General features: G+C 71.1%; 22 protein-coding genes. 5 read left to right on the top strand and 17 right to left on the bottom strand.

Translation table 11 applies throughout. The annotated features are described in order from the left end of the window. Window positions 1-131 precede the first annotated feature (131 nt). Window positions 132-1718 carry an MDR family MFS transporter gene (locus tag ACZ7GJ_RS03220; protein WP_470748910.1) on the bottom strand — a complete coding sequence of 529 codons (1587 nt, stop codon included), beginning with the start codon at window positions 1716-1718 and terminating at the stop codon, window positions 132-134. Window positions 1719-1837: 119 nt separating this feature from the next. Here ACZ7GJ_RS03220 and ACZ7GJ_RS03215 point away from each other — a divergent pair, with 119 nt between their 5' ends. Further along, window positions 1838-2416 (top strand): TetR/AcrR family transcriptional regulator, encoded by a 579-nt coding sequence (locus tag ACZ7GJ_RS03215; protein ID WP_470748908.1) that lies wholly within the window; start codon window positions 1838-1840, stop codon window positions 2414-2416. Between the two features lie 147 nt (window positions 2417-2563). Further along, window positions 2564-3556, top strand: a complete 993-nt coding sequence (locus ACZ7GJ_RS03210) for an SGNH/GDSL hydrolase family protein (RefSeq protein ID WP_470748906.1) — start codon at window positions 2564-2566, stop codon at window positions 3554-3556. A 14-nt stretch (window positions 3557-3570) separates the two neighbouring features. On the opposite strand, the gene ACZ7GJ_RS03205 is transcribed toward ACZ7GJ_RS03210, so the two are convergent. After that, window positions 3571-4419, bottom strand: coding sequence for an alpha/beta fold hydrolase (locus ACZ7GJ_RS03205; protein WP_470748904.1), 849 nt, complete (start codon window positions 4417-4419; stop codon window positions 3571-3573). A 121-nt stretch (window positions 4420-4540) separates the two neighbouring features. Next, the gene (locus ACZ7GJ_RS03200; RefSeq protein ID WP_470748902.1) at window positions 4541-4957 is read right to left on the bottom strand and encodes a nuclear transport factor 2 family protein; all 417 of its coding nucleotides are present in this window, start codon (window positions 4955-4957) and stop codon (window positions 4541-4543) included. A 96-nt stretch (window positions 4958-5053) separates the two neighbouring features. Here ACZ7GJ_RS03200 and ACZ7GJ_RS03195 point away from each other — a divergent pair, with 96 nt between their 5' ends. Beyond that, window positions 5054-5608, top strand: a complete 555-nt coding sequence (locus tag ACZ7GJ_RS03195; RefSeq protein WP_470748900.1) for a TetR/AcrR family transcriptional regulator — start codon at window positions 5054-5056, stop codon at window positions 5606-5608. Here the strand turns inward: ACZ7GJ_RS03195 and ACZ7GJ_RS03190 are convergent. The 14 genes from ACZ7GJ_RS03190 to ACZ7GJ_RS03125 all read right to left on the bottom strand — a co-directional run bounded on the left by ACZ7GJ_RS03190 (window position 5605) and on the right by ACZ7GJ_RS03125 (window position 16702). Then, entirely contained in the window at window positions 5605-6240 is a 636-nt protein-coding gene (locus tag ACZ7GJ_RS03190; protein WP_470748898.1) for an OmpA family protein, read from the bottom strand. The two genes, ACZ7GJ_RS03195 and ACZ7GJ_RS03190, sit on opposite strands and share 4 nt — an antisense overlap. A 4-nt stretch (window positions 6241-6244) precedes the next feature. Beyond that, complete coding sequence (locus ACZ7GJ_RS03185; RefSeq protein ID WP_470748896.1) at window positions 6245-6829, bottom strand: hypothetical protein; 585 nt, start codon at window positions 6827-6829, stop codon at window positions 6245-6247. A gap of 29 nt (window positions 6830-6858) precedes the next feature. Continuing rightward, a complete protein-coding gene (locus ACZ7GJ_RS03180) occupies window positions 6859-7476 on the bottom strand; it encodes a pilus assembly protein TadG-related protein (protein ID WP_470748894.1) in 618 nt (205 codons plus the stop codon). Then, entirely contained in the window at window positions 7473-7673 is a 201-nt protein-coding gene (locus ACZ7GJ_RS03175; protein ID WP_470748892.1) for a hypothetical protein, read from the bottom strand. Before ACZ7GJ_RS03175 ends, ACZ7GJ_RS03180 begins: the two co-directional genes overlap by 4 nt. Before the next feature lie 110 nt (window positions 7674-7783). Next, window positions 7784-8476: a response regulator gene (locus tag ACZ7GJ_RS03170; protein ID WP_470748890.1), complete on the bottom strand. Its 693-nt coding sequence runs from the start codon at window positions 8474-8476 to the stop codon at window positions 7784-7786. Further along, a complete protein-coding gene (locus tag ACZ7GJ_RS03165) occupies window positions 8473-9732 on the bottom strand; it encodes a sensor histidine kinase (protein WP_470748888.1) in 1260 nt (419 codons plus the stop codon). Before ACZ7GJ_RS03165 ends, ACZ7GJ_RS03170 begins: the two co-directional genes overlap by 4 nt. Before the next feature lie 3 nt (window positions 9733-9735). Further along, window positions 9736-10626 carry a DUF5936 domain-containing protein gene (locus tag ACZ7GJ_RS03160; RefSeq protein ID WP_470749622.1) on the bottom strand — a complete coding sequence of 297 codons (891 nt, stop codon included), beginning with the start codon at window positions 10624-10626 and terminating at the stop codon, window positions 9736-9738. Window positions 10627-10640: 14 nt separating this feature from the next. Continuing rightward, window positions 10641-11579 carry a type II secretion system F family protein gene (locus tag ACZ7GJ_RS03155; protein ID WP_470748886.1) on the bottom strand — a complete coding sequence of 313 codons (939 nt, stop codon included), beginning with the start codon at window positions 11577-11579 and terminating at the stop codon, window positions 10641-10643. After that, on the bottom strand, window positions 11576-12952 hold the full coding sequence (locus tag ACZ7GJ_RS03150) for a CpaF family protein (protein WP_470748884.1): 1377 nt from the start codon (window positions 12950-12952) through the stop codon (window positions 11576-11578). The genes ACZ7GJ_RS03155 and ACZ7GJ_RS03150 overlap by 4 nt, the downstream gene beginning before the upstream one ends. Window positions 12953-12954: 2 nt before the next feature. Further along, on the bottom strand, window positions 12955-13344 hold the full coding sequence (locus ACZ7GJ_RS03145; protein ID WP_470748882.1) for a TadE/TadG family type IV pilus assembly protein: 390 nt from the start codon (window positions 13342-13344) through the stop codon (window positions 12955-12957). Beyond that, a complete protein-coding gene (locus tag ACZ7GJ_RS03140) occupies window positions 13341-13685 on the bottom strand; it encodes a TadE/TadG family type IV pilus assembly protein (RefSeq protein WP_470748880.1) in 345 nt (114 codons plus the stop codon). The genes ACZ7GJ_RS03145 and ACZ7GJ_RS03140 overlap by 4 nt, the downstream gene beginning before the upstream one ends. Window positions 13686-13706: 21 nt before the next feature. Then, entirely contained in the window at window positions 13707-15029 is a 1323-nt protein-coding gene (locus tag ACZ7GJ_RS03135) for an AAA family ATPase (RefSeq protein WP_470748878.1), read from the bottom strand. Between the two features lie 7 nt (window positions 15030-15036). After that, window positions 15037-15738, bottom strand: a complete 702-nt coding sequence (cpaB, locus tag ACZ7GJ_RS03130; RefSeq protein ID WP_470748876.1) for a Flp pilus assembly protein CpaB — start codon at window positions 15736-15738, stop codon at window positions 15037-15039. Between the two features lie 40 nt (window positions 15739-15778). Further along, entirely contained in the window at window positions 15779-16702 is a 924-nt protein-coding gene (locus ACZ7GJ_RS03125; protein ID WP_470748874.1) for a hypothetical protein, read from the bottom strand. Between the two features lie 385 nt (window positions 16703-17087). Here ACZ7GJ_RS03125 and ACZ7GJ_RS03120 point away from each other — a divergent pair, with 385 nt between their 5' ends. Then, complete coding sequence (locus ACZ7GJ_RS03120) at window positions 17088-18779, top strand: chitinase (protein WP_470748872.1); 1692 nt, start codon at window positions 17088-17090, stop codon at window positions 18777-18779. A gap of 108 nt (window positions 18780-18887) precedes the next feature. Beyond that, entirely contained in the window at window positions 18888-20219 is a 1332-nt protein-coding gene (locus tag ACZ7GJ_RS03115) for a M14 family metallopeptidase (protein WP_470748870.1), read from the top strand. Window positions 20220-20251: the final 32 nt, after the last annotated feature.

Raw genomic sequence — 20251 nt, 5'->3', positions numbered from 1 at the left:
TTAGTCCCTAAGTGTCCCGAATTCCGGCCCATTTGAAACGGGACGAACCTCGCACCCACCCCGGAACGGAAAAGGCCCGGCCCCGGCGGACGTGTCGTCCATCGGGGCCGGGCCTCGCGGGTCGGGGTGACTCAGTGCGCGACCGAGGCCTGCGGGGCCTGGGCCGCCTGCTCCTCGCCCGGTGCGCCGCCGGCCTGGGCCGGTCCGGCGCCCCGCAGCGGGACCTCCTTGACGAACCAGGCCGCCAGGAAGCCCAGTACGGCGACGCCCGCGCCGAGCAGGAACGCCGAGTGCGTACCGGCGGCGACGGCGTGCTGGTAGGCGTCGCGTACGGCCTCCGGCAGCTTCGCCAGGCTCGCCGCGTCCAACTGGGCCGAACCTGCGGCGCCGGCGGCCTCCGGGCCGAGGCGCTCGGACATGGTGTCCGTGACCCGGGTGGTGAAGAGCGAGCCCATCAGGGCGACGCCGAAGGAGCCGCCGAGCGTGCGGAAGAGGGTGGCCGAGGAGGACGCGACGCCCATGTCCTTCATCTCGACGCTGTTCTGCGCGACCAGCATGGTGATCTGCATCAGGAAGCCGAGACCGGCGCCGAGGATGGCCATGTACACGCCGGACATCAGGCGGCTGGTGCCGGTGTCCATCGACGCGAGCAGGAAGAGCCCGACGACCATGAGCGCGCCGCCGACGATCGGGAAGATCTTGTACTTGCCGCTGTTGGTGGTGACGCGGCCCGCGATCAGCGAGACGACCATCATCGAGAGCAGCATCGGCAGGAGCAGCAGACCGGAATTGGTGGCGGAGGCGCCCTGCACCGACTGCTGGAAGAGCGGCAGGTAGAGCACGCCGCCGAACATCGCGAAGCCGACCAGGAAGCCGATCACGGACATGAGGGTGAAGTTGCGGCTGCGGAAGATGTGCAGCGGCATGACGGGCTCGGCGGCCTTGGTCTCGGCGTAGAGGAACGCCGCGATGGACACGATGCCGACGACGATCAGGCCGATGATCTCGCCCGAACCCCAGGCGTACTCGGTGCCGCCCCAAGTGGTGACGAGCACGGTGGAGGTGATCGCGATGGTCAGCAGGGCCGCGCCGAGGTAGTCGATCTTGCCCTGCGCCCTCTTCTTGGGCAGGTGCAGAACGGCCGTCACCATAGCGAGGGCCACGGCCCCGAGCGGGAGGTTGATGTAGAAGGACCAGCGCCAGCCCATGTGGTCGGTGATGGTGCCGCCGACCAGCGGTCCGCCGATCATGGCGAGGGCCATCACGCCGGCCATCATGCCCTGGTACTTGCCGCGCTCACGGGGCGGGATCAGGTCGCCGATGATCGCCATCACGCCGACCATCAGACCGCCGGCGCCGAGGCCCTGGATGGCGCGGAAGCCGATCAGCTGGCCCATGTCCTGGGCCATGCCGCTGAGCGCGGAGCCGATCAGGAAGATGACGATGGAGGTGAGGAAGGAGCCCTTCCGCCCGTACATGTCGCCGATCTTCCCCCAGATGGGGGTCGAGGCCGCGGTGGCCAGCGTGTAGGCGGTGACCACCCATGACAGGTGCTCCAGACCGCCGAGCTCGCCGACGATCGTGGGCATCGCGGTGCCGATGATCATGTTGTCGAGCATGGCCAGCAGCATCGCGATCATGAGGGCCATCAGGACCACTCGTACGCTGCGCGGCTTCACCTCCTCCGAGGTCTCCGCCGCCTTCGTCATCTCGACCATCTTCCGCTCCCCTGCACACACCGCGCCGGGACTTACTTGTCGCCCGGCTAGTTCACTACACTGGGGACGGTAGACCCGTAACTAGCCGGGCGTCAAGTAAGTATTTTTTGGGAGAGCCGATGTCCAGCAACAGTCCGCAGCAGCGCCGTGGCAACACGCGTCAGCGCATCCAGGACGTCGCGCTGGAGCTCTTCGCCGAGCAGGGGTACGAGAAGACGTCGCTGCGCGAGATCGCGGAGCGGTTGGAGGTCACGAAGGCGGCGCTTTACTACCACTTCAAGACCAAGGAAGACATCATCATCAGCATCTTCGACGACGTCACGCGTCCGATCGACGAGCTGATCGAATGGGCGGAACAGCAGCCGCGCACACTGGAGATGAAGCGCGAGGTCCTGCGGCGCTACAGCGAGGCGATGGCGGGCGGCGCGTCCCTGTACCGCTTCATGCAGGAGAACCAGGCGACGATGCGCGAGCTGACCATCGGCGAGACGGTCAAGAAGCGGCTGTTCGCCCTGACGGACCTGCTCCGCACGGATGGCGGGCCACTGGCCGACCAGGTGCGGTGCGTGAGCGCGCTGTTCACGCTGCACGCGGGAATGATGTTCCTCCAGCACGTGGAGGGCGACCCGGAGGAGACCCGGCAGGCGGCCCTGGAGGTCGCCACGGACCTCATCACGCAGGCGCACCAGGAGTCGTAGCGGGGTCCGGGTCCGGGGTCCGGGGTCCGGGTTCACCCGATCCGGGGGTTTGGGACAGGAGCGACTACTCTCCGTAACAATCGCGGCTACTTTTGGTGATGTGCGCTGGTCGGGCAGGCCGCCGGCGCCTGAGCCGAAGGACCAGCCATGTTCCGCTTCGCCCTCGCCACCGCCGCGCTCGTCGCCACCACCGCCATCGCCCCCGCGCCCGCCCGGGCCGCGGCCGCCGATCTCGATTACGTCGCCCTCGGCGACTCCTACAGCGCCGGCTCCTTCGTACGCCCGTGGTCCGAGGACGGGTGCGGCCGCTCCGAGCAGAACTACCCGCGCCAGAGCGCCCGGCGGCTCAAGGTGCGGCTCACCGATGTCACCTGTTCCGCCGCCGAGGTCAGAGCCGGGGTCCTGGCGCCCCAGTCCGAGTTGATGGGGCCGCCTTCCGTACCGCCGCCGGGCGGCTGGTCCCCCAAGCGGGCGCAGGTCGAGTCCCTCTCCACCGGAACGGACCTCGTCACGCTCGGGATCGGCGGCAACTCCGTCGGCTTCGCCGACATCGTCGAGACCTGCGTCCGAAAAGGCCTCGGCGCCTTCGGACTGGGGAGCCCCTGCACCACCCACTACACGCGCGGCGAGGCCGCCTCCCGCCTCGACGCCCGCTTCAGCGCCCTGGAGGCCGACTTCGCGACGGCACTGAAGGACATCCGCTCGCGAGCCCCGCACGCCAAGGTCGCGGTCGTCGGATACCCGGCCCTCGTGGACGACCGCGCCGGCTGCGACTTCGGCGCCTGGCACCAGCTGGGCACGGTCACCAAGGGGGACATGCCGCTGCTCGACAGCCTGGAGCGGCGGGTGAACACCGTCCTGCGCGAGCAGGCGCGGCAGGGCGGCGCGGTGTATGTCGACACGTACACCTCCAGCACCGGGCACGGGGTGTGCGCGCCGGCGGGCCAACGCTGGATGTACGGCATCAAGGACACCCTCACGGGCCCGGGCGGCCAGAGCGATCCGCCCTCCGAGACGTGCCGGTCCATCCCCGCCGGGGGCGAGGCCTGCACCGTCCTGCACCCCAACCTGCGGGGCGCCACCCACCAGGCCGACCTCGTCACCCAGGCCCTGATCGGCATGGGGGCGACCAGGAGATGAACCCGACCGGGCTCCTACGGCGCGGTGGTGCGGCCGGAGTCGTGGATGAAGGCGGTGAGGGTGTCGGCGTAGCGCGCCGGGTGGGCGACGTGGGGGTCGTGGCCGTCGCCCTCCAGGGTGCGGACCCGGGCGCGGTCGAGGGCGGGTGCGAGTTCGGCAATGATCGGGGGGAACCATGACGGGCTGAGGCTGCCCGAGGTCAGTAGGGCGGGGCCGGGGTAGCCGGCGAGGGCGGCGAGGTCGAGGTCGGACCAGTCCGGGTCCGCCAGTTCGTCCGCGAAGGTGGGGGCGTTGGCGACGAACAGCTCCCGCAGGGCCCGCGGCAACTGGGGCCAGACGCCCGGCCCGAGGGCCACTTCCTCCACGAAGCACCGTGCGGCCGCCTCGCTCTCGCCCGCGCGCAGGGCGGCCCGTACGGCGGCGAGGCTGTCCCTGGCGCCCTGCACGTGGAGGTCACGCCCCGGCACGACGCCGACGAGCGGGGGCTCGTGCGCCGCGAGGCTGCGCAGCAGCTCGGGGCGGCGGGCGGCGAGGCCCAGCGCGGTCGCCGCGCCGAAGGAGTTGCCGACGACGTGGGCCGGGGCGAGGTCCAGGGCCTCGATGAGCGCGGCGAGGTCGTCCTCGTCCTGCCTGCGGCTGCCCCGACCCGGCGGGCTCTCGCTGCGGCCGTGGCCCCGCCGGTCGTAGACGAGGACCCGGAACGACCGGGCGAGGTGCGGGACGAGGTCCCGCCAGGTGCGGTGGTCGATCCAGGAACCGTGCACCAGCACCAGGGGCTCGGCGCCGTCACCGCCGTCCTCGCCGTCACCGGGCCCGTGGAGTTCGTAGAAGAGGTCGACGCCGTTCGCTCTGGCCCGTGCCATGCCGAGCCTCCTCACCGGGGCCGGGGTTCGTGGGCCGGCGGAGCCGGGGCCCCGCCGCACCCGGACACATACCGCGAGCCGGGCCGCGCAACCGCCGGCGCCGCAACCTCACACGTCCGGATTACCGGATGCGGCGGTCCTGCTCGGCGATCCGGACGTCGTTGATGCTGGCCTCGCGCCTTCGCATCAGGCCGGCCCCGTCGAACTCCCACTGCTCGTTGCCGTGGCTGCGCCACCACTGGCCGGCGGTGTCGTGCCACTCGTACTCGAAGCGCACGGAGATGCGGTTGCCGGTGTACGCCCACAGTTCCTTGCGCAGCCGGTAGTCGAGCTCGCGCTCCCACTTGTCGGCGAGGAAGGCGCGGATCTCGGCGCGGCCGGTGAGGAAGCGGTCGCGGTTCCGCCAGGCCGAGTCCTCGGTGTAGGCGAGGGAGACCCGCTCGGGGTCCCGGCTGTTCCAGGCGTCCTCGGCGGCCTGGACCTTGGCGCGGGCGCTCTCCTCGGTGAAGGGGGGCAGGGGCGGGCGTACGGCAGTCATGGCGGTCACCTCTCGCGGAACGACGGGGAGAACGTGCGTTCTCAGAGTAGAGAACGCACGTTCTCGTCGCAAGCGGAACTGGACTACGCTGCCCTCATGGACGACGAAGAAGCCCGGACCCGACTGCTGGACGCGGCGGAGGCGCTGTTCTACGCCGAGGGCATCCAGGCCGTCGGCATGGACCGCATCCGCGCGGAGTCGGGCGTGCCGCTCAAGCGGCTCTACCGGATCTTCCCCGCCAAGGAATCCCTGGTCACGGCGTACCTGGATCGTCGCGACCGGCGCTGGACGGCCAGCCTGCGGGACGCGGTGGCCGGGGCCCCCGACCCCGTCGCGGCCGTCTTCGACTGGCTGGCGCGGTGGTTCTCGGAGCCGGACTTCCGGGGCTGCGCGTTCCTGAACGCGTACGGGGAGCTGGGCGCGGGCCCCGCCGGAATCCTGGACGTCGTACGCCGCCACAAGGCGGAGCTGCGCGCCCTGCTGGCCGAACTCGTCGGCCCGGACCGGGAGGGCCTGGCGGACCAGCTGCTGATCCTGGTCGAGGGCGCCACGGCGGTCGCCGCCCTCACCCCCGGCCCGGCCCCGGCCCGGCACGCGGCCGAAGCCGCGGCAGCCCTGGTCCGGGCCCGACCCGGGCCCCGGGACGCCTAGGGAGTGCTCCGGGGGAAGGTGACCTCTACGCGGCGGTTCTTCTTGCGGCCTTCCTCGGTGCCGTTGTCGGCGATCGGGTAGTCCTCGCTGTAGCCGCGCACGTCGAAGACGACACCCGGGTTGGTGACCGTCTTGGCCAGCTCCGCCTGCACGGCATCGGCGCGCTGCTTGGACAGTTCCTTGCCGTGCTCGTAGCTGCCCTGGTCGTCGGTGAACCCGAAGACGCGGACGCGGGTCGCCTTCTGCTGGTTGATCTCGTTGCCGATGGCCTGTATCCGCGCGGCCGCCTGGGCGTTGAAGACGGCGCTGTTCTCGGGGAAGAGCACCTCGGACTGGAGCGCCATCATGACGGTCTGGTTGGTCTCCTGCCGGCGCTGCTCCCCACCGAGGTCCTCGACGACCTCGGCGATGTCGAGCACCTTGACGGGCGCGAGGGTTCCGCCCTGGGGGATCTTCAGCCCCGGAGCGTTGGAGTCGATCGGCACCGGAGCCGAGGCGGAGGGTTCCGTGCCCGGTGGCGTGGACGGCTTCACGCCGTCCGCGTGCGCCGCTGTGGCTCCGATGAAATGGGCGCCGGCCATGACGAGGCCGGCAACGGCTGTCGCGGCTGTGGTGCGGTGGAGTTTTGACATGGGGTCACCCGGAAATCTTGATGGTGGCCGTGGCAAAGGTGGGCAGCGTGAAGTCGACGTCACTCGTAGCTGCCGGAGGGGCCGGGAACTGGGCGAAGAACGGGATGGTCGCACCCGCCTTCACGCGGGACAGGCCCGTGGTGCACAGGCACTGGTTCTCCGTGTCGCGCAGGACGTAGTAGCGCTTCTTTCCCGCCCGGTCCACCAGAGTGGCTCCGGCCACGGACTCGGCATTGGCTGTCAGTTCGGTACCTCCCCAGTTGGCCGTGCCCGTGAAGTCCTTGTCGCCCGAGTTCTTGATCTGCCCGCTGACCGTGACGAAGCCGCTCGCATCGCGGACCGCCGAGTTGATCACCATGACGACACCGCTCTCGCCGTTGACCGTCGCGAGTACCTGAGCGGGCTCGGGTGACTGGCTACCGCTGGGCACGGGCGCAGAAGTGGCGCCGCCCGGCTGGGATGCGGGGGGCTTCTGGGAATCCTGCGGCTTCTTGTCGTCGCCACCGCATCCGGCCAGACCGAGAGCCAAGACCGCCGCAACCGCGACGGCCGCTCCCCCGCGGACCTTCACCCTGTGCCGAACGCTCATCAATTCCGATTCCTTGTCTCTCGTAGCTCTTACTTGACCAGGTTCACGCTGAAGAGCTTCTGCGCCAGCTCCGGCCAGGTCGGGGACTTCGAAGGGTCGAGGTGAATGGGGTCCGCACCGCTGCACTTGAAGTCGACGGGCAGCGGCGTGCCCTCGGCCGGCGGATCTTCGCTCGCGTCGGGCGGCGGGGACAGGGTGCACCGCGGTTTGATCACGGCGGTCGCGGTGGCGATGCCCTGCGTTCCGGCGGCGCCGGGGACGACCGAGTCGGCCATCGCGTGCGCCGTCGTGGCGGTGACGGTGAAGCGCGGGAATTCCGATGCGTCGCAGGCCGCGGTCGACCCGTTGTCGCGTGCGAAGGCCTTCGCCGCGGCGCAGCCCGCCTTGGCGTCGAACAGCTTCCCGTCGAGCAGTCTGCTCCAGTCCTCCCGCTTGAACGCGGCCGGGTTGAAGCCGCCCAGCAGCGTGTTCCTGGCATCTCGCGCCGCCGCCAGCGCCCCGGCGTCAGCGGCCTTCTGGGCGTTGCTGCGGATGACCGAAGCCTGCCCGAACGCGAAATAGGCCAGTGCGGCGAAGAGCAGGCCCACCACCGCCACGATGAAGATGGGGAAGGCCTGCCCTCGGTCGCCGGCGCCTCGCGGGATCACTTGCCCGCGGTGATGGCGGTGATCTGATCCTTGATCTTGGTGGTGATGTCCTTGCCGATACCCGTACCCACGATCGCCCCGATGATCACGACGACCACCAGGATGATTCCGAGGTACTCGAACGCCGTCTGGCCCCGATCCCTCGCGGCCTTGCCGTCGTACCGCTTCCGCATCCTCGCCAGGGTGTTCTGCAACATGGGGGTTCCCTCCCGGGCCGGTGCCGCTGTCGATTTGCGGACGGTACGGCCGGACCGCGGTCGGGACCAAGGGTCCCGGGGCCCAAATACGGACCCACTGCGCATGCCGTCTACCCATGTCCAGCCACCCCCGGACGGGCTGTTCCCAGCCAGCGGGCTATCGCACCGCTGCGGGTCGTGCTCTGGAGCTTGGCGAAGATGCGGTTGATGTGGTTCTTGACCGTCTTCTCGCTGATGAAGCAGGCAGCGGCGATCTGCTGGTTGCTCATCCCGGACGCGATCAGATCCATGATCTCCACCTCCCTCGAACTCAGCCCGAAGACCAGCGAGTTGTGCAGCCGCTCAGAAGACTGTGCCACAGTCCGTTGCGGATGCGAAGAGGTACGGAGCTCTGCGAGCACCGCGCTCGCCGCCGTCGGGCTGAAATGGGCGCGGCCCGCGCAGACGTTCCGTACCGCCTCGGCGAGGTGCTCCGGCGTGAACTCGCCATGCACCAAGTAGCCGCCCGCGCCCAGCAGCAGGGCCTCCCGCACGACCTCCGCCTCCTGGCTGTACGTCAGCATCAGCACCGGGGCCAGCCCGACCAGGTGCGGCAGCGCCGAGATGCCGTCCACGCCGGGCATGCGGACGTCCAGCAGGATCACGTCCGGGGCGTGCAGCCGGGTCAGGCGCAGGGCCTCGCGGCCGTCCGCCGCCTGGGCCACGACTTCGAGGCCGTCGACCGTGGCCAGCAGGGCGGCGAGACCCGCCCGTACGACCGGGTTGTCGTCGGCGATGAGCACGCTGAGCGGCGGCGGCGTCACGGGCTCCCCTCCGGGGTCAGGGCCGCCAGCGGGAGGGCCAGGCGCACCAGGGTGCCCGGGCCGGCCGGGCGGGCGCCGATGTGGAGGCGGGCCCCGATCGCGGCCGCGCGCTCCGCCATGCCGAGCAGCCCGAAGTGGCCCGTACCGTGCAGCGACGTCAGGTCGACCCCGTCGACCCCGTCGACCCCGTCGCCCGCGAGGCCGCAGCCGTCGTCCTCGACCGTCAGGGTCAAGTGCGTGGCCGAGACGGCCGCTTCGATGACGGTCCGCGAGGCTCCCGCGTGCCGCCGGGCGTTCTCCAGCGCCTCCGAGGCCACCGCCAGCAGGTGTCGCGCCACCGTCGCGGGGACCACCGGAAGCACCCCCGCGGTACGCAGCTCCGCGCCCGCCCCGCCCGCCCCGCCCTCCGCGAGCCCGCGGAGTTCGCCCAGCAGCGAGACGCCCGGCGCGTCGATGTCCCGCCGCAGGTCCGTCAGCAGCTCGCGGGACTCCGCCGCCGCGCGGCGGGCCGCCCGGGCCACCGACTCGGCCTGGCGGCGCGCGGCCGCCGGGTCCGTGGTGCGGGCGAGGGCGTCCGCGGCCAGTGCCAGGCCGTGCAGGGTCTTCGACACCGAGTCGTGCATCTCCCGTGCGAGGTGGTCCCGTTCGGCCCGCACCGCCTCGGCCACCGCCAGCCGGGCCCGCGTCTCGGTCAGGGCCTGGCCGGCCGCGCCGAAGCGGAAGAGCAGGTCCCGCAGACATACCCCCGCCGCACCCGCCAGTACGCAGAGGCCGGCCAGTACCGGGCCGCCCGCCACCGCGGCCACGACGACCGCCTGGACGGCCGCGTACACCGCCGAGCCGCGCCAGCCGTAGACCAGCCCGGCCAGCAGCGGAGTGCAGACCGACACGAGCGCGAGCGGCGACGAGGGCGTGGCGGTGACCAGGAGCAGGGCGCTGAAGGCCATGTCCGGTGCCAGCAGCCAGCGGTGGCGCAGCAGCAGCGGCCCGAAGCGCTCCCAGTCGCGGAAGAGCACGTAGGACAGCATGAAGGTGAGCAGGATCGCGCCGCCCACGAGGTACGTCGGCCCCCCGTGCGCCGTGCGTCCCAGTGCCAGCGGCGCCCCCAGGGCGATCATCACCAGCCGGAACGCGAAGACCTGGCGGCACAGCGCCTGGAGCGCGTTCGCCTGAAGGGCAGGGGACGGAGCCGGGGCGGTGGCCGCAGCAGGGGCCGGGCCCACCCACCCGGCCGACGAGAGGTCCATGGAGGTCATGGCTCACCCGCCCCCGAGCATGGCGCCGAAGTCGACGTCCGCGCCGTAGACGAAGCCGCACACCAGCAGGATCAGCGTGCCCGGCAGCATGAACATGGTGACGGCGAAGGTGGCCTTGGGCACGGCCCGGGCGGCGCGCCGCCGGGCGTTCTGGGCGTCCGTACGCCGCATGTCCTCGGCGATGGCGATCAGGGTCTCCACGATCGGGGAGCCCAGTTCCTCGCCCTGCTGGAGGGCGGTCACGAACTGGGCGACCTGCTCGGAGTCGTTGCGCCGCCGCAGCTCGTCGAAGGCCTGGCGGCGGCTGACGCCCATGTCCATCTGCTGGAGGGTGATGCGGATCTCGTCGCACCACGGGCCCTCGTACTTGGCCGCCACGCGGTCCAGCGCCTGCCGGAAGCCGAGGCCGGCGCTGACGACCACGGCCAGTACGTCCAGGAAGTCCGGCAGCGTCCGCTCGATGTGGTCGCGGCGGATCCGGATCGCCGACCACAGGCCGACCTCGATCCAGAACAGCCCGAACGCGACCATCAGCAGGGCCGGGACCAGCTGGCCGTTGAGCAGCATCAGCACGGAGCCGAGGGCGCCGAGGAACCCGTACACCGCGCGGCGCGCCGCGTAGCGGTCGATGGTCAGGCCGGCCGGGTTGCCCGCCATGTCGATCTGGCGGCGCTTGCGGGCCACCTGGTTCGGGCCCATCAGGCGCAGTACCAGCGGTGCGTACCGGATGCCGAGGCGGTCCACGGCCGAGCCGACCGCCGTCGTACGCGTGGCGCCGACCTCCAGCGCCAGTGCCAGGTCGGTCGGCAGCTTGACGTCCGCCCGGAAGAGGCGGACGCCGTGGAAGACGCCGAAGACCGATGCGCCCGCGGCGAGCGCCAGCAGCAGTGGAATCATCCCGCCACCCCTCACACGTCGATCTTGGACAGCCGGCGGATGAGCACGAACCCCAGCGTGAACAGCCCCAGTGAGACGAGCACCGCCGTCTGCCCGAGGAAGGCCCCGGTCATCCGGTCGAGCGCGCCCGGCATCATCGTGTTCACCAGCAGCAGCGATCCGAGCCCGATCGCCGGGACCAGGTACGCCGTCACCATCACCTGCGACAGCTGCGTACGGATCTCCCTGCGGGTCTCCTTGCGCTGCTCCAGGGTCACCGTCAGGTTGCGCAGGCTGCCGACGATCGCGCCGCCCGCCCGGGCCGACAGGACCAGGGTGGAGACCAGGACGACCAGTTCGCGCGAGGGGAGGCGCTGCGTCAGCTCGCCCAGGGACTCCTCGATGGAGTGGCCCACGGCCAGGCGGTCCGCGACCCGGGAGAGCTCCTCGCCCGCCGGGGCCTCCAGCTCCTCGGCCGCTATGGCGATGGCCGTACGCAGGGCCAGGCCCGCCTGGGTGGCGTTGGCCAGGATCCGGGCGAGTTCGGGTAGCTGGTTGATGAACCGCTCCGTGCGGCGCGTGCGCTGCCAGTTGAGGAACGCGTTCGCCGCCCAGAGGCCGATCAGGCCCGCGACCGGGCCGAAGAACGGCGCGAGCAGCGAGGCCGCGATCAGCCAGATGCCCGTCACCGAGCCCAGCATGTAGACGAAGAACTCCCCCGGGGTGAGGTCGAGTCCGGTCGTGGCGAGCTTGAGCTCGATGCGGCGGCCCAGTGTGGTGCGGCGCAGCCGCCGGTCCAGGGCCCGGAAGCGGCGCCCGCGGCCGGTCGGTTCGGTCGGTCCGCTGGCGGAGAGGCGTTCGATGAGGGCGGCGCGCTGGGCCTGGCCCGCGGCGTAGGCGCGCACGCCCAGCACCACGAGTACGCAGGTCAGGAGCGTGGCGCCGAGGGTGAAGAGGATCAGTGGGTTCACAGGACGGTCCGGGTGGGGCGGGGGCTGGTGAGGGGGTCGTGGGCGTCGTAGGAGCTCAGGTGGTCGTCCGGCTGGGCGACCCCGAAGGCCTGCGGGATCGGCTGGCTGTTCATGTACAGCCGCTCCGCGATGCGCCGCGGCAGCGGGTAGTACTGGAAGTAGCCCTGCACACGGGAGTCGGACCCCATGGGCTGGGCCACGAACCGGCAGACCGGGATGATGCGGAAGGGCTCGCGGCCGTGCGAGTCGAGGATGGAGATCTCCGTGATGCGGCGCGAGCCGTCGCCGAAGCGGGTGAGCTGGACGACGACGTTGACGGCGCTGTTGATCTGGTCCTGGAGCGCCTCGAACGGAATCTCCACCTCCGACATGGAGGCGAGCGTCTGGAGGCGCATCAGGGCGTCCTGCGAGCTGTTGGCGTGGACGGTGGCCAGCGAGCCGTCGTGGCCGGTGGACATCGCCTGGAGCATGTCGAGGGTCTCGCCGCCGCGGACCTCGCCGACGATGATGCGGTCGGGGCGCATGCGCAGGGAGTTGCGGACGAGGTCGCGGATGGTGATGCGGCCCTTGCCCTCGACGTTCGCAGGCCGTGATTCGAGGCGGATGACGTGCGCCTGCTGGAGCTGGAGCTCGGCCGAGTCCTCGATGGTGATGATCCGCTCGCCGTCGGGGATCAGGCCGGAGAGGGCGTTGAGCAGGGTGGTCTTGCCGGTTCCGGTGGCCCCCGAGACGATCACGTTCATCTTCGCCTGGACCAGGCCGGACAGCAGGAGCAGCATCTGCTCGTCGAGCGAGCCCAGGCCGATCATCTCGTGCAGGGTGAAGGCGCGCGGGAAGCGGCGGATGGTGAGGGTGGCGCCGGTCAGGGACAGCGGCGGGATGATGACGTTGACGCGCTCGCCGCTGGGCAGCCGCGCGTCGACCATCGGATTCGCCTCGTCCACACGGCGGTTGACGGTGGAGACGATGCGCTCGATGGTCTGCATCAGCTGGTCGTGCGAGGCGAAGCGCAGCGGAAGCTGCTCGACCCGGCCGCCGCGCTCGACGAAGATCTGGTCCGGGCCGTTGACCATGATCTCGGAGATGGACGGGTCTTCGAGGAGCGGTTCGAGCACGCCGAGGCCGAGGGCCTCGTCGACGACGCGGCGGATCAGCTGCGCGCGCTCGGCGGTGGACAGGACGGGTCCCTCGCGGCTGATGATGTGGCCGAGTACGCGCTCCAGGCGCGCCCGGCGCTCGGCCGGCGCGAGCGCGGACATCTCGGCGAGGTCGATCTCCTCCAGCAGCTTGGCGCGGTACGAGGAGACCAGCCGGCCGTCCTCGCGCGGGCCGTGGCGTTCGTCGGGGGTGGTGACGCGGGAGCGCAGGCTCATGGTCAGGGTCCCTTCGGGGGCGCGTCGTTGGGCATGACCGCCGTGGCCGTGGCAGGGTCGATGGAGAGCCCCGGCACGATGGAGTTGACCTTGAGGGTGACGGTGACGCTGACGGCGTCGGCGGTGCTGGTCCAGGCGAAGCCGGCGCCCTCGGCGAGTCCCTCGCTGATCGCGGCCCGTCCCGCCGCCTCCCCGCCCTTGCCGTTACGGGCCTCCACGCGCGCGGCGGTACGGGCCGCGGTGTCCGCCTGCTCGTGGACGTAGGCGACCCATCCCAGCTGGATCCCGCACAGCGCGACGAACAGCATGATCGGCACGAAGCCGATGTACTCGATGGCGACCTGGCCGCGGTCGCGCCCGGAGTGCCGCTTCCCGTCCCGGTCCACGCTCACTCCCTCTCCATCGCCGCGCCGGCCTTGCCGTCGATCGAACCGAAGCCCAGCCCCGGGAGCAGCACGGGGATGTTGAGGGTGACCGTGGCCGTGTAGACGTCGCCGGACTCCGTGCACCGCACCTCGCGGCCCCACGCGGTCGATACGTACTTCCCGGCCGCCGTCACGCACGCCTCGTGGCCCTTCACGGCGCCCGCCCGCGCCGCCTCGTCCGCCGCGTTGCCCGCCAGGGAGAAGGCGTACCCGATCAGCACGCACTCCCACACCGCGGCCACCAGCAGCAGGATCAGCGGCACCGTGCCGACGAACTCCACCGCCACCTGGCCCCGGTCGGAGCGCATGCGTCTGCGCCCCGGCATCCCTCAGCCCTCCCGGCCGCGGCGCGACCAGGCGCCGAGCGGGCCCAGCGTGCCGCGGTCGCCGCCGCGCAGGCGGGCCACCGGGCCGGCAGGGCGGACGGCGAGCGCGGAGCCGCCGCCGGACGGTTCCGGCAGGGCCGCCGCCGGGTCCTGCGGCGCTTCGAGCAGGCCCAGTTCGCCCGCCAGGGCCCACAGGGCCTGCTTCACGGTCGAGCGGTTGTCGAGGTCCTGGACCCGGCCCGCGTCCACGACCGCCTGGAGTTCCTTGAAGGCGGCCGGGACCGGGGTGCGGGTGGCCCGGGTCTTGGTGATCTTCTCGATCAGGGCGGGCTGGATCTCGGTGTGCTTGGTCCAGCGGTTGACGACCACGGAGGTGTCCTCCGCCTTGCGCACCTGGAGCCGCTCCCACATGCGGACCATGCGCTTCGCCGCCCGCACCGCGACCACGTCCGGCGTGGTGACCAGGACCGCCACGTCGGCCATCTCCACGGCGGCGGCGTTCGCGCCGGTCACCTGGGTGCCGCAGTCGATGACGACCAGCTCGTAGCGGCCGCGCAGGGCGCCGAGGATCTGCCGGGTGGCCCGGTCGTCGACCTCCTCGCCCCGTTCGCCGTCCGCCGGGGCCAGCAGCAGCGCCAGGCCCGTGCGGTCGTCGTACACCGCGTCCTGCAGGACGCGCGGGGAGATGTCCTGGATCCCGGCGAGGTCGGCGATGGAGCGCCGGAACTGCACGTCGAGGTACGAGCCCACGTCCCCGGCCTGGAGGTCCATGTCCACGAGCGCGGTACGCCGTCCCGCGGCGGCCGCGGCCAGCGCGAACTGCACCGCGGTGAAGGTGGTGCCGACCCCGCCCTTGGCTCCGGTCACCGTCACCACCCTGCCGCCCGGCCCGGTGTGCGGGTCGGGCCCCCGGCCCAGGTGGCGGCGTACGCCCACGGCCCACTGGGCGGCGGCCTGGACGCGGCTGGCGAGCTCCTCGTAGACGAGGGGGAGGCTGATCAGGCCGCGGGCGCCCGAGTCCATCGCGGCGGAGAAGAGCCCGGGTCCGGCGTCGGAGGAGACCAGGACCACCCCCACCGCGGGGAAGCGCAGGGCGACCTCGCGGATGACCTCCAGCGCGGGGACCGGGCCGATCCGCTCGTGGACCAGGACCACCTCGGGCAGGTCGTCGATGGACTGGGCGGCCAGCCGGGCGAGGGTGTCGAGCAGTGCGGTGGAGTCGGGGACGGGGCCGGCCGGTTCGGCGGCCGGGAGCTGGCCGATGAGGGTCACGATGGCGCGGGCGGCGTCCGGGTCGCCGACCGCGGGGAGGATTCGGGTGGTCATCCGGGCCTCACTTGTCCCCGTCGAGGGTGTACGTGCGGTCGGCCGGGCCGGGCGCGGATTCGGTGCCGGGGGCCACCAGGGCCAGGCGTACGTGCTCCGCGAAGGACTCGGCGTAGGCGACGCGCTGGGTGTCCTTGGTGTTCAGGGCGAAGGTGATCGGGACGGCCTCGGCCGGGCCCTTCTTGTCGCTGTCCTTGTCGAGGGCGGTGAGCTTGCCGACGCCCAGGACCCGGGCGTTGGCGACGATGATCACCGAGCGGGACGGGTCGGTGTCCTTGACGCCCTTGAAGGTGGCGATGATGTTGACCTTCGCGCCGGAGGTGATCTTGCCGGCCACGCCGGTCGCCGCGTCGATCATGATGGCGATCTCCTGCTCCCCGGGCTGGAGCTGCGGCTTGTCGACGAACATGTCCGACTGGAGCAGCGAGCCCTTCTTCAGGGTGGTGAGCGCGATCTTGTCCTTGAGCCCGCCGAGGTCGGTGACGGCGGTGTCGGACAGCCACCGCTTGGGGACCGTGACCTCCTCGAACTGGCCCGCCGTCAGCGGGCTGTACGGCGCTATGTCGCCCTTCACGCGGTAGGCGACGACCTCGACGCCGACCTTGGAGTTGACGTCGCCGATCACCACGAGGACCCCGCCGAACGCCGCGAGGGCGCACAGGACCGACAGGAGCAGCAGGATGACGCCGCGGCGCTGGCGTGAGTTCATCGGACGTACTACCTCGCCGTTCTTCGTTCGTTCGGGCCGGTCAGGATCTGGATCTGGAGTACGGGTCGGCCGCGGCTGCCCCGTGTTGCCCCTGTTGCCCCGGCGGCGGGGCCGTCAGCGGCGCGGCGCAGAAGCCGCAGCGGTCGCCGATGAGCTCGAAGCCGCACCAGCGGCACTCCTCGCGTCGGACCGAGGCGACGAGCTGGTAGAGGAGGGCCGGGTCCGGGATGGCGGCGGCGAACTCGACCAGCTTCGGGGTGGCCCACCAGGCGGGCGAGTCGGCCGGCAGCGGGTTCTCCATCACGCCCTGGACCCGCCAGGCGGGGGCGAGTTCGGCCGCGACCCAGTCGGAGGCGAGCTGGCCGCGGGCGAAGGTGAGGTGGGTGGCGAACTCGGGACCGGGCGGCAGCCCGCCGCCTCCGTGCGCGCCGTGCGCCCCGCGCCCGGAGCCCGAGCCGCCGAGCTTGACCAGGTGCGGTGCCGGGTTGGCCAGTACGGCGAACTGCGCGCTCGGGGCCCAGGACTTGGCGTGCGACTTCAGCCCGACGGGGACCCGGTCGAGCTTGGCCACGGTGCCGAGCAGGGCGCCCGCGTAGATGTAGTGGGAGAGCAGCCGGGCCGCGGAGGCGATCACGCCCGGGCTGAAGTCGAAGACGCTGAGCTGGCGCAGCTGACGCACCAGCAGGGCGGTGCCCAGCGGGGGCAGATCGATGTCGAGGAGCGCGATCCGGTCGCTCTCCAGGATGGCCCGTACGGTGCGCAGCCGGCGGGCGGCGGCGGGCGGCAGCCAGAGCGGTACGACGACGACGAGGTGCCCGTGGCGCTCCAGGAGGCCGGCGGTGTGGGCGAGCGAGCCCTCCAGGTCGACCTGCTCGGGCGGCGGCAGCACCGCGGCCGCCGGCGTGTGCCGGTCCGGGGCCGGCAGCACCAGATCGGCACTGGTGACAGCGATGGCGGTCGGCACGCGAATCCCCCTGTTCACCCCGTACACCGCGGGCGTTCTCCCCCGGCTTCCACCGGGTTTCCCCTGATCCCACGCCCGCACACACGCTGCGCGACCGCAAACGATCAACGCTCTTCCCCCTTGCTCCAGCACCATATCCGCGTCGTCCCTGGCGGGGCAGGGGCTTGGTGATTCCCGTGCCACGAGCACATGTCACAGGTGGCGGGAAACCCGGACAACCAGGATTGGCGGTCCGAACATTTCAAGCCACATTGCAAACACTCTTGACACGGAGATTGGTCTGGACCAACTTGGCTGCGCTGAAACGTTTTTCGGGGCGACCCCACTCGCTCCCCCGTTCGCCCCAGCTCCCCCTCATCCCCTTCCTCCCCCCACCGGAGCCCTCGTGAACCGCATACGCTCCCTCGCCCTGCTGGGCGCCGCCACCCTCACCGCCGGCGGCCTGACCGCCCTCGCCACCGGAACCGCGCAGGCCGCGGACATCAACGTCGCCCGCAACGGAGGGTTCGAGTCCGGTCTCGCCAACTGGTCTTGTACCGGCGGCAGCGGAGCCGTCGTCTCCGCGCCCGTGTACGCCGGAGCCGGCGCCCTCCGGGGCACCCCGGCGGGCCAGGACAATGCGAAGTGCAGTCAGACCGTCACGGTCAAGCCGAACTCGACCTACACCCTGAGCACGCAGGTCCAGGGCAGCTACGTCTACCTCGGCGCTACCGGCACCGGCACCCAGGACGTCTCCACCTGGACCCCGGGCTCGGGCGGCGGCTGGCAGAAGCTGTCCACCACCTTCAGCACCGGCCCGAACACCACCCAGGTGACCGTCTGGACGCACGGCTGGTACGGCCAACCGGCTTATGTGGTCGATGAGTTCAGCGTTTTCGGCCCCGACGGGGGCGGCGGCACCGACCCCGGACCGGCCATCCCCGGCGCCCCGTCCGGCACCGCCGTTTCCGGCCAGAGCGCGAGCGCGCTCACCCTTTCGTGGAACGCCGTCAGCGGGGCCACCGGCTATTACGTGTATCAGGACGGCGTCCGCGTCCAGACCGTGTCCGCCGCCTCCGCACAGGTCACCGGACTCGCCGCCTCGACCTCGTACTCCTTCCAGGTGAGCGCGTACAACGCGGCGGGCGAGGGCCCGAAGTCCGCAGCGGTGACCGGCACCACGACGGGCGGCGGCGGGAACCCCAACCCGTCGGTCCCCAAGCACGCTCTGACGGGCTACTGGCAGAACTTCAACAACGGCGCGACCGTCCAGAAGATCTCCGACGTCTCCGCGCAGTACGACATCATCGCCGTCTCCTTCGCCGACGCCACGACCACGCCCGGCGCCATCGCCTTCAACCTCGACTCGGCGGGACTCGGCGGCTACACGGTCGCGCAGTTCAAGGCGGACATCGCCGCCAAGAAGGCGGCCGGCAAGTCCGTCATCCTGTCGATCGGCGGCGAGAAGGGCACGATCTCGGTCAATGATTCGGCCTCGGCGAACAACCTCGCCAACTCCGCCTACGCGCTGATGCAGGAGTACGGCTTCAGCGGCATCGACATCGACCTGGAGAACGGCCTCAACCCGACGTACATGACGCAGGCCCTGCGCTCACTGTCCTCGAAGGCGGGCTCCTCGCTCGTCATCACGATGGCCCCGCAGACCATCGACATGCAGTCCACGCAGGGCGGCTATTTCAAGACCGCGCTGAACATCAAGGACATCCTGACCGTCGTCAACATGCAGTACTACAACAGCGGCTCCATGAACGGCTGCGACGGCAAGGTCTACTCCCAGGGCTCGGTGGACTTCCTCACCGCGCTCGCCTGCATCCAGCTGGAGGGCGGCCTCGACCCCTCACAGGTGGGCATCGGCGTGCCGGCCTCGCCGAGCGGCGCGGGCAGCGGCTACGTCTCCCCGACGATCGTGAACAACGCGCTGGACTGCCTGGCACGCGGCACGAACTGCGGATCCTTCAAGCCGTCGAAGACCTACCCCTCACTGCGCGGCGCGATGACCTGGTCGACCAACTGGGACGCCAAGGCGGGTAGCGCTTGGTCCAATGCGGTGGGTCCCAAGGTCCACGGCCTGCCGTAGGCGGTACGTGTAGGGGTGGCTGATTCGGGGCCTTGACCGGGACATGCCACAAGAGCACGCTGTGCGCGTCCGCACGGCTACCCCCACACTCCCCACCCAGGAGAACGCATGCGGCTACACAACCGCCGGAGGGCCGCCGTCACGGCGGCCCTGCTGGCGCTCGCGCTCGGCGCACCCGCCTACGGCCTGAGCGCGACGGCAGCGCCACCACCGACACCGTCCACGGCCACCCAGGACGAGGCGATCGTCCAGTACGAGATCCAGGGCCCGTCCACCGCCGCGGAGCGCACCGACCTGCTGCGCACCGGCATCTCCATCGACGAGGTCGACGCCCGCTCCGTCGTCGTCAGCGCAGACGCCATGCAGGCCAAGGCCCTGCGGGGGCTCGGCTACCGCCTGACGGCCCTGCCCGGCCCGCCGCTGCGCACCGAGCCCGGCATCGCGTCCGGCACGATGGACTTCCCGTCGGCGGACGCGAAGTACCACAACTACGCCGAGGCCACCGCCGAGATCGACCAGCGCATCGCGCAGTACCCCTCGATCATGAGCAAGAAGGTGATCGGAAAGTCGTACCAGGGCCGGGACCTCTTCGCGATCAAGATCAGCGACAACGTCGCGAGCGACGAGAACGAGCCCGAGGTCCTCTTCACCGCCCACCAGCACGCCCGCGAGCACCTGACCGTCGAGATGGCGCTCTACCTGCTCAAGGAGTTCGGGTCGAAGTACGGCACCGATTCCCGGGTCACCAACGCGGTCAACGGCCGCGAGATCTGGATCGTGCCCGACCTCAACCCGGACGGCGGCGAGTACGACATCGCGACGGGCTCCTACCGCTCGTGGCGCAAGAACCGCCAGCCGAACTCGGGCTCCTCGTACGTGGGCACCGACGAGAACCGCAACTGGAACTACAAGTGGGGCTGCTGCGGCGGCTCCAGCGGCAGCAAGAGCTCCGAGACCTACCGGGGCCCGGCCGCCGAGTCGGCGCCCGAGGTGAAGGCGGTCTCCGACTTCGTGCGCAGCCGCGTGGTCGGCGGCAAGCAGCAGATCACTGCCGCCATCGACTTCCACACCTACAGCGAGCTGGTGCTGTGGCCGTACGGGTGGACGTACAACGACACCGCGCCGGGCCTGACCGCCGACGACCTGGCGGTGTACAAGACCATCGGCACGAGCATGGCCAACAGCAACGGCTACACGCCGGAGCAGGCGAGCGACCTCTACATCACCGACGGGACGATCGACGACTGGCTGTGGGGCAACCAGAAGATCTTCTCCTACACCTTCGAGATGTACCCGGAGAGCGGTGGCGGCGGCTTCTACCCGCCGGACGAGGTCATCGACCGCGAGACCGCGCGCAACAAGGACGCGGTGCTCCAGCTCCTGGAGAACGCGGACTGCATGTACCGCTCGATCGGCAAGCAGTCGCAGTACTGCCCGTAGCCGCCGAAGCCGGTTGAACGGGGCGCCCCACC

This window comes from Streptomyces sp. NPDC037242, from assembly GCF_055604165.1.
This window is presented reverse-complemented; position numbering and strand designations above follow the sequence as displayed.

Coding starts and splice junctions, on each gene's coding strand:
- ACZ7GJ_RS03205 (WP_470748904.1), bottom strand. CDS start 4,419: ATGGCACGGGCCAGAGCGAACGGCGTCGACCTCTTCTACGAACTCCAC.
- ACZ7GJ_RS03220 (WP_470748910.1), bottom strand. CDS start 1,718: ATGGTCGAGATGACGAAGGCGGCGGAGACCTCGGAGGAGGTGAAGCCG.
- ACZ7GJ_RS03150 (WP_470748884.1), bottom strand. CDS start 12,952: ATGAGCCTGCGCTCCCGCGTCACCACCCCCGACGAACGCCACGGCCCG.
- ACZ7GJ_RS03200 (WP_470748902.1), bottom strand. CDS start 4,957: ATGACTGCCGTACGCCCGCCCCTGCCCCCCTTCACCGAGGAGAGCGCC.
- ACZ7GJ_RS03175 (WP_470748892.1), bottom strand. CDS start 7,673: ATGTTGCAGAACACCCTGGCGAGGATGCGGAAGCGGTACGACGGCAAG.
- ACZ7GJ_RS03165 (WP_470748888.1), bottom strand. CDS start 9,732: ATGACCTCCATGGACCTCTCGTCGGCCGGGTGGGTGGGCCCGGCCCCT.
- ACZ7GJ_RS03185 (WP_470748896.1), bottom strand. CDS start 6,829: ATGAGCGTTCGGCACAGGGTGAAGGTCCGCGGGGGAGCGGCCGTCGCG.
- cpaB (WP_470748876.1), bottom strand. CDS start 15,738: ATGAACTCACGCCAGCGCCGCGGCGTCATCCTGCTGCTCCTGTCGGTC.
- ACZ7GJ_RS03140 (WP_470748880.1), bottom strand. CDS start 13,685: ATGCGCTCCGACCGGGGCCAGGTGGCGGTGGAGTTCGTCGGCACGGTG.
- ACZ7GJ_RS03215 (WP_470748908.1), top strand. CDS start 1,838: ATGTCCAGCAACAGTCCGCAGCAGCGCCGTGGCAACACGCGTCAGCGC.
- ACZ7GJ_RS03135 (WP_470748878.1), bottom strand. CDS start 15,029: ATGACCACCCGAATCCTCCCCGCGGTCGGCGACCCGGACGCCGCCCGC.
- ACZ7GJ_RS03115 (WP_470748870.1), top strand. CDS start 18,888: ATGCGGCTACACAACCGCCGGAGGGCCGCCGTCACGGCGGCCCTGCTG.
- ACZ7GJ_RS03195 (WP_470748900.1), top strand. CDS start 5,054: ATGGACGACGAAGAAGCCCGGACCCGACTGCTGGACGCGGCGGAGGCG.
- ACZ7GJ_RS03190 (WP_470748898.1), bottom strand. CDS start 6,240: ATGTCAAAACTCCACCGCACCACAGCCGCGACAGCCGTTGCCGGCCTC.
- ACZ7GJ_RS03210 (WP_470748906.1), top strand. CDS start 2,564: ATGTTCCGCTTCGCCCTCGCCACCGCCGCGCTCGTCGCCACCACCGCC.